Origin of the sequence: Mycobacterium sp. IEC1808 (assembly GCF_002101935.1) — a bacterium.
In the GTDB taxonomy this organism is placed as follows: Bacteria; Actinomycetota; Actinomycetes; order Mycobacteriales; family Mycobacteriaceae; genus Mycobacterium.
The window spans coordinates 74,221-88,608 of sequence record NZ_LQPV01000011.1; the positions used below are offsets into that span (position 1 = coordinate 74,221).

11 protein-coding genes and 1 pseudogene are annotated in these 14,388 nt (G+C 68.7%); 5 read left to right on the plus strand and 7 right to left on the minus strand.

Translation table 11 applies throughout. The features are described 5' to 3' along the window. Window positions 1-86 precede the first annotated feature (86 nt). Complete coding sequence (locus tag AWB92_RS07060) at window positions 87-1,136, minus strand: S1C family serine protease (protein ID WP_085184670.1); 1,050 nt, start codon at window positions 1,134-1,136, stop codon at window positions 87-89. A gap of 111 nt (window positions 1,137-1,247) precedes the next feature. Further along, window positions 1,248-1,712, minus strand: a complete 465-nt coding sequence (locus AWB92_RS07065) for a nuclear transport factor 2 family protein (RefSeq protein WP_085184671.1) — start codon at window positions 1,710-1,712, stop codon at window positions 1,248-1,250. Between the two features lie 105 nt (window positions 1,713-1,817). Here AWB92_RS07065 and AWB92_RS07070 point away from each other — a divergent pair, with 105 nt between their 5' ends. Both AWB92_RS07070 and AWB92_RS07075 read left to right on the plus strand, forming a co-directional pair. Beyond that, window positions 1,818-2,243, plus strand: a complete 426-nt coding sequence (locus AWB92_RS07070) for a TIGR03668 family PPOX class F420-dependent oxidoreductase (RefSeq protein WP_085184672.1) — start codon at window positions 1,818-1,820, stop codon at window positions 2,241-2,243. A 168-nt stretch (window positions 2,244-2,411) separates the two neighbouring features. After that, window positions 2,412-4,571 (plus strand): elongation factor G-like protein EF-G2, encoded by a 2,160-nt coding sequence (locus tag AWB92_RS07075; protein ID WP_085184673.1) that lies wholly within the window; start codon window positions 2,412-2,414, stop codon window positions 4,569-4,571. A 92-nt stretch (window positions 4,572-4,663) separates the two neighbouring features. Here AWB92_RS07075 and AWB92_RS07080 read toward each other — a convergent pair whose 3' ends face one another. Continuing rightward, a complete protein-coding gene (locus tag AWB92_RS07080) occupies window positions 4,664-6,217 on the minus strand; it encodes a FadD7 family fatty acid--CoA ligase (RefSeq protein ID WP_142281975.1) in 1,554 nt (517 codons plus the stop codon). A 209-nt stretch (window positions 6,218-6,426) separates the two neighbouring features. On the opposite strand from AWB92_RS07080, the pseudogene oxc reads away from it, so the two are divergent. Beyond that, window positions 6,427-8,151 (plus strand): annotated as a pseudogene (gene oxc / locus AWB92_RS07085) (oxalyl-CoA decarboxylase); the annotation flags it as partial. Here oxc and AWB92_RS07090 read toward each other — a convergent pair. Then, window positions 8,135-9,076, minus strand: coding sequence for a LysR family transcriptional regulator (locus AWB92_RS07090; RefSeq protein WP_085184827.1), 942 nt, complete (start codon window positions 9,074-9,076; stop codon window positions 8,135-8,137). The pseudogene oxc and the gene AWB92_RS07090 overlap by 17 nt on opposite strands. A 61-nt stretch (window positions 9,077-9,137) precedes the next feature. Further along, window positions 9,138-9,797, minus strand: coding sequence for an isochorismatase family cysteine hydrolase (locus AWB92_RS07095; RefSeq protein WP_085184676.1), 660 nt, complete (start codon window positions 9,795-9,797; stop codon window positions 9,138-9,140). A 164-nt stretch (window positions 9,798-9,961) separates the two neighbouring features. Between AWB92_RS07095 and AWB92_RS07100 the strand changes: the two genes are divergently transcribed. Beyond that, window positions 9,962-10,717, plus strand: coding sequence for a L,D-transpeptidase (locus AWB92_RS07100; protein ID WP_085184677.1), 756 nt, complete (start codon window positions 9,962-9,964; stop codon window positions 10,715-10,717). 193 nt (window positions 10,718-10,910) lie between these two features. Here AWB92_RS07100 and AWB92_RS07105 read toward each other — a convergent pair whose 3' ends face one another. Further along, window positions 10,911-11,519, minus strand: a complete 609-nt coding sequence (locus AWB92_RS07105) for a hypothetical protein (RefSeq protein WP_085184678.1) — start codon at window positions 11,517-11,519, stop codon at window positions 10,911-10,913. A 120-nt stretch (window positions 11,520-11,639) separates the two neighbouring features. On the opposite strand from AWB92_RS07105, the gene AWB92_RS07110 reads away from it, so the two are divergent. Beyond that, on the plus strand, window positions 11,640-12,578 hold the full coding sequence (locus tag AWB92_RS07110) for an NADP-dependent oxidoreductase (RefSeq protein ID WP_085184679.1): 939 nt from the start codon (window positions 11,640-11,642) through the stop codon (window positions 12,576-12,578). A 1-nt stretch (window position 12,579) separates the two neighbouring features. Here the strand turns inward: AWB92_RS07110 and AWB92_RS07115 are convergent, their stop codons facing one another. After that, on the minus strand, window positions 12,580-14,346 hold the full coding sequence (locus AWB92_RS07115; RefSeq protein WP_085184680.1) for an NRAMP family divalent metal transporter: 1,767 nt from the start codon (window positions 14,344-14,346) through the stop codon (window positions 12,580-12,582). Window positions 14,347-14,388: the final 42 nt, after the last annotated feature.

The following is a 14,388-nucleotide window of genomic DNA, read 5'->3' on the forward strand; positions in this document are numbered from 1 at the left end:
ACTCGGGAATCACGACCGCAAGCGGACGACCAATCCCGATGTGCCGCAAGCGAATCCAGCGGGAGGCGGTCATTATCCGCGCGGCATCAGGCAGGAGGCCCGTCCGCCAGCGTCACCGGTCCGCTGCGTTCGCCGTCCCCCTTGGCGCGCCAGTGCAGGGTGACGGTGTCGCCGGGATGATGCGGAACGAGCACATCCGTCATCGAGGTGGCCCCGGTGATCGGTATGTTGTCGAACCCCGTGATGACGTCGCCGGCCGAGATTCCGGCCGCCGCCGCGGGACCGCTGCCCACGACGCGTTCAACCCGGGCGCCGTTGCCACCGTTGTCCGTCACGCCCAGGCCCAGGAAGGCCGTCGGGCCGATGTGCACGGTGTTCGACGCGGCGCCGGACCGGATCTGTCCGGCGACCGCCATCGCGGTGCCGATCGGGATGGCGAAACCCTGACCGCCGGACATCTTGTAGCTGTCGGTGGCCGCGGTGTTCATCCCGATCACCTGGCCGGCTTCGTTGACCATCGGACCGCCCGAGTCACCGGGCCTGATCGCCGCGTCGGCCTGGATCAACCCGCCCAGGTTCTCCTCCGCGCCGGTGAGGGTGTCGGTCGCGGACACGCTCTGGTTGAGCCCGACGACCTTACCGGCCACCGCGCTCGGCGTGCCGCCCTGACCGCCCGCGTTGCCCAGCGCGACGACGGGCTCGCCGATCGCGACCCCGCCGCCGATGTTGGCGGCGGGCAGGCCGCCACCGCCACGGAGCTGCAGGACCGCGACGTCCGCGGTCCGGTCGTAGCCGATGACGTCGACGGCGTAGGTCTGGCCGTTGCCGACGGCGAACGCGTTGATGTCGGTGGCCCCCGAGATCACGTGGTTGTTGGTGAGAATGACGCCGCCCGGATCGATGACGATGCCGGTCCCGGCTCCGACGGCGTTGTTGTAGCCGAACTTGGTGCTGATGTCGACGACCTGGGGCCCGACCCTGCCGACGATGCCCGACGGGTCGAGCGGCGCGAGGGGCCGGTCGTGGGTCGGCGTCGCGGACGCCGGCGCCGCGGCCATGGCCAGGCCCAGCCCCACCACGGCCAGCACGCTGACCAGCCATGACCACCAGACGGAGCGGTGGTGCCATTTGCTCATACCGTCACCTCCTGCGACGCAGTAAGAACCAGAATTTGGCCCAGCCTCCCGGTCTGGGTAACACGACTCGATCTGTATAACCGTAATGCAGATAGCTATTCACAACAGCGCTCAGGCCCCTTGGGCCGGCGCGATGGGGTGGGCCAGGTGCCTGCTGACGTCGCCGACCATGTCGATGAGCGTGAGATCGCGATAGCAAAACCGCCACCGGCCGTCGACGCGTTCGAATCGGTCGTGATAGCGGCCGGTGACGATGGTCTGCAGCGGTAGGTCGTCGGTCTGCTGCAGCACCGTGTAGTAGCTGCGGCAACTCGCGGTGCCGGCGCCCTCATCGATCTCGATGATCGGATTGGTCGTGACGTGCTTGGTTCGCGGCGTCCCGTCCGGATGAAGCAGGATCAGCGATTTCCAGATCCCCAACAGCCGGGCCGAGTCGACGGTGTCCGGTTCGGCGTCCGAGCCGCCGATCCTGATGCGGGCGTGTTCGAACAGCGTGGCCGCGCCCGCAAGGTCACCGGCGTCGATGCATTCGGCATAGCGGTACAGGAGGTTGGTGATCTGGGTCTCGGCCAGCATGCGGTTAACCTAGCGCGGCGACGATGCCGACCGGAACGGTCGGAGGAGGAGGCGCGCAATTCGGCCTAGCGCGACCGGGCCCGCCCTCGGCCCTAATCTGAGGCGGTGGGTGAATTCGACCCGAAGGCCCGATTCACACAGTCACCGATAGCCCGCCTGGCCACCGCCGCGCCCGACGGCGCCCCGCACCTGGTGCCGGTGGTCTTCGCCGTCGACGAGGCCGCGCCCGGCGGGCACGACGTCATCTACACGGCCGTCGACGCGAAACCCAAGTCGACGCGACGGCTGCGGCGCCTGGCCAACATCGAAAGCAACCCACAGGTCAGCCTGCTCGTCGACCACTACGCCGACGACTGGGCGCGGTTGTGGTGGGTCCGCGCCGACGGTCTCGCCTCCATCCACAGCGACGGCGCGGCGATGGACACCGGCTTGCGGCTCCTGCGCGCCAAATATCCCCAGTACCAATCGGTTTCGTTGGACGGCCCGGTCATCGCGGTCACGGTGCGGCGCTGGTCGGGCTGGCACGCCTGACCCGACGGCCGTCGGCATTGATTCGGGGGAACGCACCGCCCCCAATTGTGGCTGGCCGGTGGCCTTGTGTTGGGCGGCAGTTGGGGGAAAAGTTGCCTACAGGCGTCCTGTGGTCTGCACCACACCGCGCTGCAGGACGCCTCAGCGCTGCGGAACTGGAGGAAAGTCATGGCGGACAAGGCGAACACTTCCCTGGGCGTGGCGGCCGCTCCCACGGCGAACGGTCCGGGCGATGTTCGCAACGTGGTCCTGGTCGGGCCCTCTGGCGGCGGCAAGACCACCCTGGTCGAGGCGCTCCTGGTCGCCGCCGGCGTGCTGACCCGGCCGGGATCGGTCACCGAGGGCAGCACCATCTGCGACTACGACGACGCCGAGATCCGCCAACAGCGCTCCGTCGGCGTCGCCGTGGCCTCCCTGTCGCACGGCGGCATCAAGATCAACCTGGTCGACACGCCCGGGTATGCCGACTTCGTCGGCGAGCTGCGCGCCGGGTTGCGCGCCGCGGACTGCGCGCTGTTCGTGATCGCCGCGAACGAGGGCGTCGACGAGCCGACCAAGTCGCTCTGGCAGGAGTGCAGCCAGGTCGGCATGCCACGCGCCGTGGTGATCACCAAGCTCGACCACGCCCGGGCAAACTATTCCGAGGCGCTGGCCGCGGCGCAAAACGCGTTCGGCGACAAGGTACTACCGCTGTATCTGCCGATCGGCTCACCGTCCTGCGAGGGCCTGATCGGCCTGCTGTCGCAGACGCGCTACCTGTATTCGGGCGGCAAACGCACCACGCAGCCGCCCGACCCCGCGGACGCCGACCGGATCGAGGAGGCGCGCGGCAGCCTGATCGAGGGCATCATCGAGGAGTCCGAGGACGAGACCCTGATGGACCGCTATCTCGGCGGCGAATCGATCGACGAGTCGGTGCTCATCGAGGACCTGGAGAAGGCCGTCGCCCGGGGCTCGTTCTTCCCCGTGATCCCGGTCTGCAGCGGCACCGGCGTCGGCACCCTCGAACTACTGGAGGTCGCCACCCGCGGCTTCCCGTCCCCGATGGAACACCCGCTCCCGGAGGTCTTCACGCCGAACGGCGCGACGCACGCAACGCTGGCCTGTGATGTCGACGCGCCCCTGCTCGCGGAGGTGGTGAAGACGACGTCGGACCCCTACGTCGGCCGGGTGAGCCTGGTCCGGGTGTTTTCCGGGACCATCAGGCCCGACACGACGGTTCATGTGTCGGGCCATTTTGCGTCGTTCTTCGGCGCCGCCAACGGGAACGGGCATTCGCACCCCGATCACGACGAGGACGAACGCATCGGGGTCCTGTCGTTCCCGCTCGGCAAGCAGCAGCGCCCCGCGGCCGCCGTGGTGGCCGGCGACATCTGCGCCATCGGCAAGCTGAGCCGCGCCGAGACCGGCGACACCCTCTCGGACAAGTCAGAGCCGCTGGTCCTGCGGCCGTGGACGATGCCCGAACCGCTGCTGCCGGTGGCCATTCAGGCGCACGCCAAGACCGACGAGGACAAACTGTCCGTCGGGCTGGGGCGCCTCGCCGCCGAAGACCCGACGCTGCGGATCGAACAGAACCAGGAAACGCACCAGATCGTGCTGTGGTGCATGGGCGAGGCCCACGCCGGCGTCGTGCTGGACGCACTGGCCAACCGCTACGGCGTCACCGTGGACACGGTCGACCTGCGCGTCCCGCTGCGAGAAACCTTCAGCGGCAAGGCAAAAGGACACGGCCGCCACATCAAGCAGTCCGGCGGGCACGGCCAGTACGCGGTGTGCGACATCGAGGTCGAACCGCTGCCCGAGGGCTCCGGGTTCGAGTTCGTCGACAAGGTGGTCGGCGGCGCGGTGCCCCGCAACTTCATCCCGAGCGTGGAGAAGGGGGTGCGCGCGCAGATGGAAAAGGGCGTCCACGCGGGTTACCCCGTGGTCGACATCCGCGTCACCTTGTTCGACGGAAAGGCGCACAGCGTCGACTCGTCGGACTTCGCGTTTCAGGCGGCCGGCGCGCTGGCGTTGCGCGAGGCGGCGGCGGCGACCAAGGTGACCCTGCTCGAGCCGATCGACGAGATCTCGGTGCTGGTGCCCGACGATTTCGTCGGCGCGGTGATGGGCGACCTGTCGGGGCGCCGCGGGCGCGTGCTCGGCACCGAGGCCGCGGGGAACGAACGCACGCTGGTCAGGGCCGAGGTGCCTCAGGTCGAGCTGACACGGTATGCGATCGACCTGCGTTCGCTGGCGCACGGGGCCGCGTCGTTCACCCGTTCTTTCGCCCGCTACGAACCCATGCCCGAGTCCGCGGCAGCCCGGGTGAAGACCACGGTGTGAGCCGTCGTCGGCGCAGGTAGTTTGGCCGAGATTGCGGCCCTGGTTGTGCTGGCGTCAAAATCGCGACCTTCACGGCAATCTCGGCGCGCGCCTCAGGACTGATCCCCGCGGCCGAATTGGTCGGCCACGGCGCGGCGGTCCAGCGAGCCCTTCGCGGTGTGCGGCAGGGCGGCGGCTTCGGCGAAGGTGGCGGGAATCTCGAAGGCCGCCAGCCGCTCGCGGCAGAACTCCACCAGCTCGGCGGATGTCGGCGCGGGCGATTGCCGGGGCACGATCACCGCGGCCACCGTCTCCCCGTACATCTTGTCCGGCACGCCGAAGACGGCCACCTCGAGGACGTTGGGATGGGTGGCCAGGACGCCCTCGACGCGCTCCGGCGAAATCTTCTCGCCGCCGCGGTTTATGAGCTCCTTGATCCGGCCCCGGATGGTCAAATCGCCCGCGGCCGACAATGATCCCAGGTCGCCGGTGCGCAGCCATCCGTCGGTGAAGTTCGCGGCGGTGATCGCCGGGTCGCCCAGGTAGCCGCGCACCACGGTGGTGCCGCGCAGCCAGACCTCCCCGACGGACCCCGCCGGCAGCGGCCGACCGTCCGGTGCGGCGATCCGGATTTCGGGCCCGGTGGACCGGCCCACGAGACCCGGTGTGGCGGCGGGGTTTTCGCTCTGCCCGGCGCCGGTCGTGGCCACCTGGTGGGTGGCCTCGGTCATGCCGAAGGCGCACACCACCGGCGCCAAAAACGTCTCCTGCAGCGCCTGGGCCGCCTCCGCGGTGAGCGGGGCGCTGCAGCTGCGGATGAAGCGCAGTGCGGCCGGCTTGTTGCTCGCCTGTTCGGTCTTGTTGCGCTCCAACAGGATCTGGTGAATCGTCGGGACGGCGGTGTACCAGGTGGCCCGGACGGCGTCGATGTCGTCCCAGAACGTGTGCGCGGAGAACCGCCCCCGCGCCGGCAGCAGCACCGTGCCCCCGGACGCCAGCGTCGACAGCAACGCGGCGATCAGCCCGTGACCGTGGTAGAGCGGCATCACCGCGACCGTCGCATCCTGCGGGCCCAGCTCGTAGCCGGCGATGATCGCCTGCACCGATGCGGCGATGTTCTCCTGCGTCCAGGGCACCATCTTCGGCACGCCCGTGGTTCCGCCGGTGAACATGATCATCGCGTCGTCCTCGGAGAGCCCCTGCGGCGTCGAAACGTCTTGCCCCGGCGGCGTCGCGGCGTCGAGATGCACCGCCGCCGCGCCGGCCTCGACGGTCACCGCGATCGGCCACCGCCGCAGCCCCGGCTCCCCCTCGTCGCCGGGGCCGACGCCGTCGACCAGCACCGCCCGCGCCCCGACCGCCTCGCTTCGGGTGCGCTGCTCCCCGGCGGGCAGGGCCGGGTCCAGCGGAACCACGACCAGCCCGGCGCGCGACGCCGCCAACAACCCGACGACGAACTCGGCGTTGCTGCCGGCACGGAGCGCGACCCGATCCTCCGCGGACAGCCCGCCCCGATTCAGTTGTCCGGCCAGGTCGTCGACCAGGCGAACCAGGTCGCGGTAGCTGACCGGGGTGCGCCCGGCGGTGACGACGAGCGCCGGCGCGTCGGGTCGCCGGCTCGCCGCCACCTCGACCAGATCGGCGACGCTGTGAGTGCCTGTCTTCATCGCCATGCCCCTTTCGGTAGATGGGAAAGCTCCTGCTCGAACCATGCCGCGCGACCGGTGTGTCCGTCCAATACCGATCCGCTCACTATCGATAACCGCCGACTATCGATAGACGGCGTGAATCGCTGCATAGCGGCTTAGTCTTGGACACTTGCGCGCACCGGGACGACAGTGATGACTGACCGTAGGTAGCTCACGAGGAGGTCGCCACCATGACACGTTTGACCGACGGCTTTCACCTCGTCGTCGACGCTCTCAAGGCGAACGACGTCGACACCATCTATGGGATCGTCGGCATCCCGATCACCGACCTCGCCCGCACCGCCCAGGCATCGGGCATCCGCTACATCGGCTTCCGACAGGAGGCCTCGGCCGGCAACGCCGCCGCCGCCGCGGGGTTCCTCACCCGCCGCCCGGGCGTGTGCTTGACGACGTCGGGTCCGGGATTTCTCAACGCCCTACCCGCGCTGGCCAACGCCACCACGAACTGTTTCCCGATGATCCAGATCTCGGGTTCCAGCAATCGCGCGATGGTGGACCTGCAGCGCGGTGACTACCAGGACCTCGACCAGCTCGAGGCCGCAAGGCCTTTCGCCAAGGCCGCCTATCGGATCGGCCGGATCGAGGACATCGGCCGCGGCGTGGCGCGCGCGATTCGCACGGCGGTCTCCGGTCGGCCGGGCGGCGTCTACCTCGACATCCCCGCCGACGTCCTGGGTCAGACCCTGGAGGCGTCCGCGGCGGCGGCGACCGTGTGGCGGGTTGTCGACCCGGCTCCGCGGCAGCTGCCGGCACCGGAGTCGGTCGATCGCGCGCTGCAGGTGTTGCGGCGGGCGCGCCGACCGCTGATCGTCCTCGGCAAGGGCGCAGCATACGCACGGGCCGACGACACGATCCGGAACTTCGTGGAGGACACCGGGATTCCGTTCCTGCCGATGTCGATGGCCAAAGGGCTGCTGCCCGACTCGCACCCGCAGTCGGCGGCGGCCGCGCGTTCGCTGGCGATCGCGCGCGCCGACGCCGTCTTGCTGGTCGGCGCCCGGCTGAACTGGCTGCTCGGCCACGGGGAGTCGCCGCAATGGTCCCGCGACGCCAAGTTCGTCCAGATCGACATCGCGGCTTCGGAATTCGACAGCAACCGGCCGATCGAGGCGCCGCTGACCGGTGACATCGGCTCGGTGATGTCGGCCCTCTGCGACGCGGTGGCCGCGGACCCCGTCGTCGCGCCCACCGAGTGGGTCGACGAGCTGGCCGAGCGCAAAGCCCGCAACGAGGCCAAGATGGTTCAACGACTCGCCGAAGACCCGCATCCCATGCGGTTTTACAACGCGCTGGGCGCCATTCGCTCTGTGCTGCAGGAAAACCCGGGGGTCTATGTGGTCAACGAGGGCGCCAACGCGCTGGACCTGGCCCGCAACGTCATCGACATGGAGGCGCCGCGGCACCGGCTCGACACCGGCACGTGGGGGGTGATGGGCATCGGCATGGGATACGCCATCGCCGCGGCGGTGGAGACCGGCGACCCCGTCGTCGCGATCGAGGGCGACAGCGCGTTCGGGTTTTCCGGGATGGAGGTCGAGACGATCTGCCGCTACCGGCTGCCGGTGACCGTCGTCATCCTCAACAATGGCGGCGTCTACCGCGGCGACGAGGCGCCGGCCGGCTCGGCCGCAACGGGGCCGGATCCCGCGCCGACCGTGCTGAACGGGCGGGCGCGTCACGAGCTGATCGCAGAGGCGTTCGGCGGCAAGGGATATCACGTCACCACCCCCGCCGAGCTTCGCGCGGCGCTGGCCGAGGCGATCGCCGGCAAGGGGCCGTCGGTCATCGACTGCGAACTCGACCCGACGGCCGGCGTGGAAAGCGGGCATCTGGCAAGCCTGAACCCGAGCAGCGCGGCCACATCGCCGGCGGTGGTCAGCGCCGGCGCGTGATGCCCAACAGTTGCGCGTCGAAGAACTCGCCCAGCTGCAACTGTTGCGCGGACGCGGTGAGCGCACGCGCGACCGGTGAGCCCGGCCCGGAAGCATTGGTGGCCAGCGCGATCTCGGCCTTGAGCGCCGGCTCGACCATCTCGACCGCGCGGATGTCTCGGGCTTCCGTACCCAGCTGGGACGTCCAGAGCCAGGTATGCGGCACGATGCAGGCCCAGTTCCCGGTGGCCACCTGCGCCAATAGCGAAGCGACGGAATCGGTTTCGACCTGCGGGGTAACGGTGATCCCCTGGCCGGCGAAAGCTTCGTCGATGATCTGGCGATCCCGCATGTCGGCGGTGAGCAGCGCCAGCGGCAGCTGCGCCGCCTCGGGCCACGTCAGCGTCGACGCCGCGGCGGGCAGCATGCTGGCCGTGGAGAGCAGCACGTAGTGCTCCTCGTAGAGCGGCACCAGGTTCACGTCGTGGGCGTCGTCGGTGGCGGAGTGCACTATTGCGGCGTCCAAGTCGAACGCGCGCAGGCGCCGGTACAGCTCGGTGGCGGCCAGCCGGGACAGGATCTGCACCTTCGCCAGCGGATGCGCCGAACAGAACGCCGAGAGAACCAGGGACGCCGTCGTCGAGGCGGTGGGCACCGTGCCCAGCCGAAGCGTTCCCGAGATGCCGGACCGGACGGCGTGCACCTCGGCCTTGAACGCGTCGTGTTCGGCGAGAATCCGTTTGGCCCACACGACCAATCGCTCACCCTCGGGCGTGAGGCCCTCGAAGCTGTGGCCACGGTTGATCAGCGTGACATTGAGCTCGCGTTCGAGCTTGCCGATCGCGGCGGACAGCGCGGGCTGCGACACGTAGCACTTCTCGGCCGCCCTGGCGAAGTGGCGCTCCTGGGCGACCGCAACGAAGTACTCCAGTTGACGGAAAAGCACCCGCACTCCTCGGTATGACGCGCTCGGTGTTCGGGCGCCGACCTCCGCTGAGGCTAACGCGTCACCCGCGCGCCAGCCAAGCGAGTGTCTCTGACAACCCCACGACATCCACCCCGATGGCGCGGCATTCGTCTGCACCCCTTTCGTAGAGGCCCGAGATCGCATCGGACACCAGGACGATCCGGAAGTCGCGTTCGGACGCCTCGTAGATCGACGTGCGAGGACAGTTTGGGAAGTTGCATCCCGCGAAAACCAATGTGTCGCTGTTACTTTCGCGCAGATGACGCTCGAGGGCGGTGCCGTAGAACGCGCCCCACCTCGGCTTGTACATCGCGTGCTCGGCGGCTCCGATCTGTTGGAAACCGCCGGACAGCAGCAATTCGTGGTCCAGCTCAACGACATTGGGCAACAGTTCGGCGGCGATCTGCGAGCCGTAGCTGCCCGGTGCCGCGATTCTCGCGCCCTCCTCGATCGATTGCCGCCGCACCAGGTCGACGTTCGACCCATCCGGCCGGTAGAGGCGGATCGCATGCACGATTGGCAGCCCGCTTTCGCGGAAGGCGGTCGCCAGCTTTGCCATTGCCGGGATCGCCGCATAGGTACCCGCGACCGGCATCGGCGCATCTCCGTCCGGCATGTCCAGAAAATCGCGCTGTACATCGATCAGTACCAGCGCCGCCGAAGGCGCCAACGGACGCGTATAGCGATCCTTTGCTGCCATGCCCGCTCCTCACCGGCCCCCCGTGACGGGATCGAACCCAACCGGTGATCCGATCGCTGTTGTGACGAGTGGGCGAAGCTGGAATTGTTTGCTGAAAACCGTAATGGGTAGACAGCCAGTAGAATATCGTGGTGTTGACTGCACAATCGCAAAGGGTGGGCGCCATGCGTCGAGCGGTTCGTTATCTATTCGTTATGGTGGCGTGCACGGCCATTGGCGTGTTGGGGAACGGCGCTCGCAGCGTGGCCGCTGTCCCGGTGCCCGATCCCGTGCCCGTAGTCGCGTCGGTTGCGCCGGCCGACGGCGCGGTGGTGGGCGTGGCGCACCCGGTCGTGGTGAAGTTCACCGCGCCCGTCGCCGATCGCGCCGCGGCCGAACGGTCGATTCGTGTCACATCGCCCAGCGGCATGCCGGGGCATTTCGAGTGGGTCGAAAATAACGTCGTGCAGTGGGTTCCGAATCACTACTGGCCCGCCCACACCCGCGTCTCGGTGGGTGTGCAGGCCCTGACGACGGGCTTTGAAACCGGTGATGCGCTCCTCGGTGTCGCCAGCATCTCCGAGCACACATTCACCGTCAGCCGAAACGGAGAGGTGCTTCGCACGATGCCGGCGTCGATGGGCAAGCCCTCCCGTCCGACGCCGATCGGCAGCTTCACCGCCCTGGAGAAGGATCGCACCGTGCGGATGGACTCGCGGACCATCGGCATCCCGCTGAGTTCGCCCGAGGGATACGACATCATCGCTTCGTACGCGGTGCGGATCACCAACAGCGGCGTGTACGTGCACTCGGCCCCGTGGTCGGTTGACTCGCAGGGCCACGCCAACGTCAGTCACGGATGCATCAATCTGAGCCCGGACAATGCGGCGTGGTATTTCAACCAGGTGAGCGTCGGCGATCCCGTCCAGGTCGTGGCCTGACCCGTCGCGGACCCTGGCAAGGGCCTCGCCGGACAGGCAGCGCCAGCATTTCGTGCTTCCCTTGCTCGACGCCTACCGGAAGCCGGAGAAACGGCTGCGCAGGGGGCCAAGATCGGTGGGGACAAAGACATTTCGCACCTCTGGGCGGCCCTGATCGACAACTCCGTGTCGGACCTGCGCTTGCTGGCGTAGGCTAGCTGGGCAACCCGCTCTTGACCGCCGCGTCCTGCTTGCGGCCGACATCGGTCGCGACGCCCGGGTCGATGGGATCGTTGGGCGCGCTGTCGAATTCGAGGTTGACGAGTGCCTTGCCCTCGTTGAAGAGCAGCACCGTGATGGCCTGGGAATTGCCCGGAGCGGTGCCGGAGATCATCGCGCCGTTGGAGCCGATATCGATCGGCTGCCACGTTCCGCTGACCTTGCCCGCGTAGTTGGCCTTCGTGTTCTCGACTCCCGCCGCCGCCACCTTCGGATCGGCGACGATCAGGATCGTGTCACCGATCCGGCGGCTGTTGTCGGCATTGGCGAAGAGTTGCGCGACGCCCGCGGCGTTGTTCGGGTTGAGCACCGGCGGCTGGGGAGTGGTGAAGTCGCCGCCGATGTCGCTGGCCTTGATCAGCAAGTTGCTGTAATCGGTCTGCTGTCCGGGCGACGGGCTCGTCACCGCGCTCGAACTGGTCGCGCCAGTGCCCGGTATCGATGTGGAGGGCGAACTGTGGTGGTAGTCACCGCAGCCGGTGGTTGCGGCGCCGACTACCCCGGCGACCGCCCAGCCGGCGGCGGTGATCCGAGCTAGCTCCATCGGGTTCCCTCCCTGTCCAGTCCGCGGCGCCTGACGCTACTGCGAAATGGGGGCCGGAACAAGAGCAGGCCAGGCCTATGCTGGCGGGGGCGAGGCCTGTTCGCGGCGTGAGGGGGAAAGATGACGGCAGGAACGGCGCGAGCCGTACGGTTCGACCGTTATGGGGACCGCGACGTCCTCTACGTGGCGGACGTGGACATGCCGTCGCCCGGCCCGGACGAGGTGGTGGTCGAGGTTCGCGCCGCCGGGATCAATCCCGGTGAGGCCGCCATCCGAAGCGGTGCGATGCATGACATGTTCCCCGCCACCTTTCCGTCCGGCGAGGGCAGCGACCTTGCTGGGGTGGTGACCGCCGTGGGACCCGGAGTGACGGCGTTTTCCGTCGGCGACGAAGTCCTGGGGTTCAGCTTCCGCCGCTCCAGCCACGCCACGCATACCGCCGTTCCGGTTGATCAGCTGATTCGCAAGCCTCCCGAATTGAGTTGGGAGGTCGCGGGTTCGCTGTACGTGGCCGGTGTGACGGCCTACGCCGCCGTTCGCGCCGTCGACCCCAAACCGGGCGAGACGGTCGCCGTTTCGGCGGCGGCGGGAGGGGTCGGCAGCCTGGTCGTGCAGCTGTTGGTCCTGCGCAAGGCGGTGGTGCTCGGTATCGCCGGGCCGGGCAACGCCGACTGGCTGCGCGCCCATGGCGTCACCCCGATCGAGTACGGCGACGGCCTGGCCGACCGGCTGCGAGCGGCGGCGCCCGGCGGGATCGACGCGTTCATCGATCTGTTCGGCCCCGACTACGTCCAGCTCGCCGTGGATCTCGGCGTCGCGCCCGATCGGATCGAGACCATCATTTCGTTCCAGAAGGCCGGCGAGGTCGGCGCCAAGACCGAGGGCAGTGTGGACGCGTCGACGCCGGAAGTGCTCGCCGAGATGGCCAACCTGATCGCTACCGGCACCATCGATTTCGAGGTCGCCGGCAGCTACCCGCTGGACCGCGTCGCCGACGCCTTCGAGGAACTCGAAAAGCGGCACACCCGCGGCAAAATCGTACTGCTGCCGAACGGTTAGTTCACAGCGACGTGGCCGGCCCGATTATGCCGGCCTGCACGATCTTGATGATCACGAACACGACGGCCACGACCAGATAGCCCCGCAGGGTCAACAGCCCGGCCCGCCGAATCGGCGGCATGACCGGCCGGTCCAGCATGGCGAGGTCCGGGGTCTGCCAGTGCGCCCGGTCCTGCCGGCGCACGGCCCGCCGCTCGGCGCGCGTAAGGAGCGGCGCGTCGTCGAGCTCGTCCACCTCTTCGGGATCCAGGCCACCGCCGAGCGTCCCCGCGACGGCTTCCGCGTCCCGCCGGTCGGAGTGCCGCCGGCCGGTGACGATCGCGACGCCCCCGCCCACGATCCCGAGCGTCGCACCGACCGCGAGACCGGCCTCGATGGTGCCCGTGGACAGGCCCGGGAAGAAGGTCGTCGCCGTCAGCGCAAGCGACAAGACCACCAGACACCACACGACGGCCCACGCGATGATGTTCTGCCGCACCGTGTTTACCCACGGCCCGAGCACCGCCCGGTCGTTGCAGAGCAGGACCAGGAACACCGTCGCCGACGGCAGCAGAACGCCCGCGAGGGCCTGCACGCCCTGGGTCACCAGGCCCAGGACGTGGTCCGGGCTGAACGCGACCGCGGCGGACACCGCCAGCAACACGGCGTACCCGCCGTAAAACAGCGGAGCCTCGCGGACCTTCCAATGCAGCGAGTGCCGCTTGCCCAACGCGTCACCCACGGCATACGTGGTGGCCAGCCCGATCGCATTGGCGCCGATCAAGGACGCGTCCAGCAGGATGATCGCGAACAGCGCGCCCACCGTCCCGCCGAGGTGCCGGGCCAGGCCGGCGGCCACCGCACCCGCGTCGGTGAAGCCGCCGACATCGGCGGTGCCGGCCAACCCGAACGCGGTCACCGCCATCAACGCCGTCGCGCCGACCATGACGACGACGATCCCGATGATCAGATCGGCTCGGGCATAAGCGATCCAGCGGGTCGTGATGCGCTTGTCCACCACATTGGACTGCTGAAAGAACAGCTGCCACGGCGCGACCGTGGTGCCCACGATCGCGACGACGAGCAGCAGCACGGTGGAGTTAAGCCCGCCCGGGAACTGCGGCACCAGCCCGCCCGCCGTTCCTTTCAGCGTGGGATGCGCCATCAACACCATCGGAATGATGAGCACGTTCACCGCGATCAGCAGGAACATCAGGCCCTCCCAGCGGCGGAACGACCCCCCGGCCACCACGGCGAACAGCAACACCGCGGCGGCCGGGATCGCGATCGCCTTGGGGCAGCCCAAGAACCCGAGTGCCAGTGATACTCCGATGAATTCGGTGACGATCGTCAACGCGTTCAGGATCAGCAGATCACCGACGCTGAAGGCGCCCCAGAACTTGCCGAACCGCTCGAAGATCAGCCGCGCGTGGCCGACCCGGGTGACCGCGCCCAGCCGCAGCACCATCTCCTGGTTCACGTACAGCACGGGGATCAGCATTGCCAGCGTCCACAGCAGCCCCATCCCGTAGTTCTGCCCCGCCTGCGCGTACGTCGCGACGCCGCCGGCATCGTTGTCCCCGACCATCACGATCAGTCCGGGACCGGTGATGACCATCAGCGTCCGCAGCCGCCGCCAGCGGCCACCGGTACCCGGGTGTGCGGCGTCCCGGTGGATGCGGCCGAACGCGCCGACGATGTCGCCGGCGTGCGCCGAATCCAGCACGGCTTGGCCTGGCGCCTCGGACGCACTCAGGTCGCCGCGGGGCTCGGTCGAGATCGACGTCATCGAATCCTCGCTATCTGGAATAGGTTCGGGCTCGGGCTAGCG

Coding starts and splice junctions, on each gene's coding strand:
- AWB92_RS07060 (WP_085184670.1), bottom strand. CDS start 1,136: ATGAGCAAATGGCACCACCGCTCCGTCTGGTGGTCATGGCTGGTCAGC.
- AWB92_RS07065 (WP_085184671.1), bottom strand. CDS start 1,712: ATGCTGGCCGAGACCCAGATCACCAACCTCCTGTACCGCTATGCCGAA.
- AWB92_RS07075 (WP_085184673.1), top strand. CDS start 2,412: ATGGCGGACAAGGCGAACACTTCCCTGGGCGTGGCGGCCGCTCCCACG.
- AWB92_RS07080 (WP_142281975.1), bottom strand. CDS start 6,217: ATGAAGACAGGCACTCACAGCGTCGCCGATCTGGTCGAGGTGGCGGCG.
- AWB92_RS07095 (WP_085184676.1), bottom strand. CDS start 9,797: ATGGCAGCAAAGGATCGCTATACGCGTCCGTTGGCGCCTTCGGCGGCG.
- AWB92_RS07100 (WP_085184677.1), top strand. CDS start 9,962: ATGCGTCGAGCGGTTCGTTATCTATTCGTTATGGTGGCGTGCACGGCC.
- AWB92_RS07105 (WP_085184678.1), bottom strand. CDS start 11,519: ATGGAGCTAGCTCGGATCACCGCCGCCGGCTGGGCGGTCGCCGGGGTA.
- AWB92_RS07110 (WP_085184679.1), top strand. CDS start 11,640: ATGACGGCAGGAACGGCGCGAGCCGTACGGTTCGACCGTTATGGGGAC.
- AWB92_RS07115 (WP_085184680.1), bottom strand. CDS start 14,346: ATGACGTCGATCTCGACCGAGCCCCGCGGCGACCTGAGTGCGTCCGAG.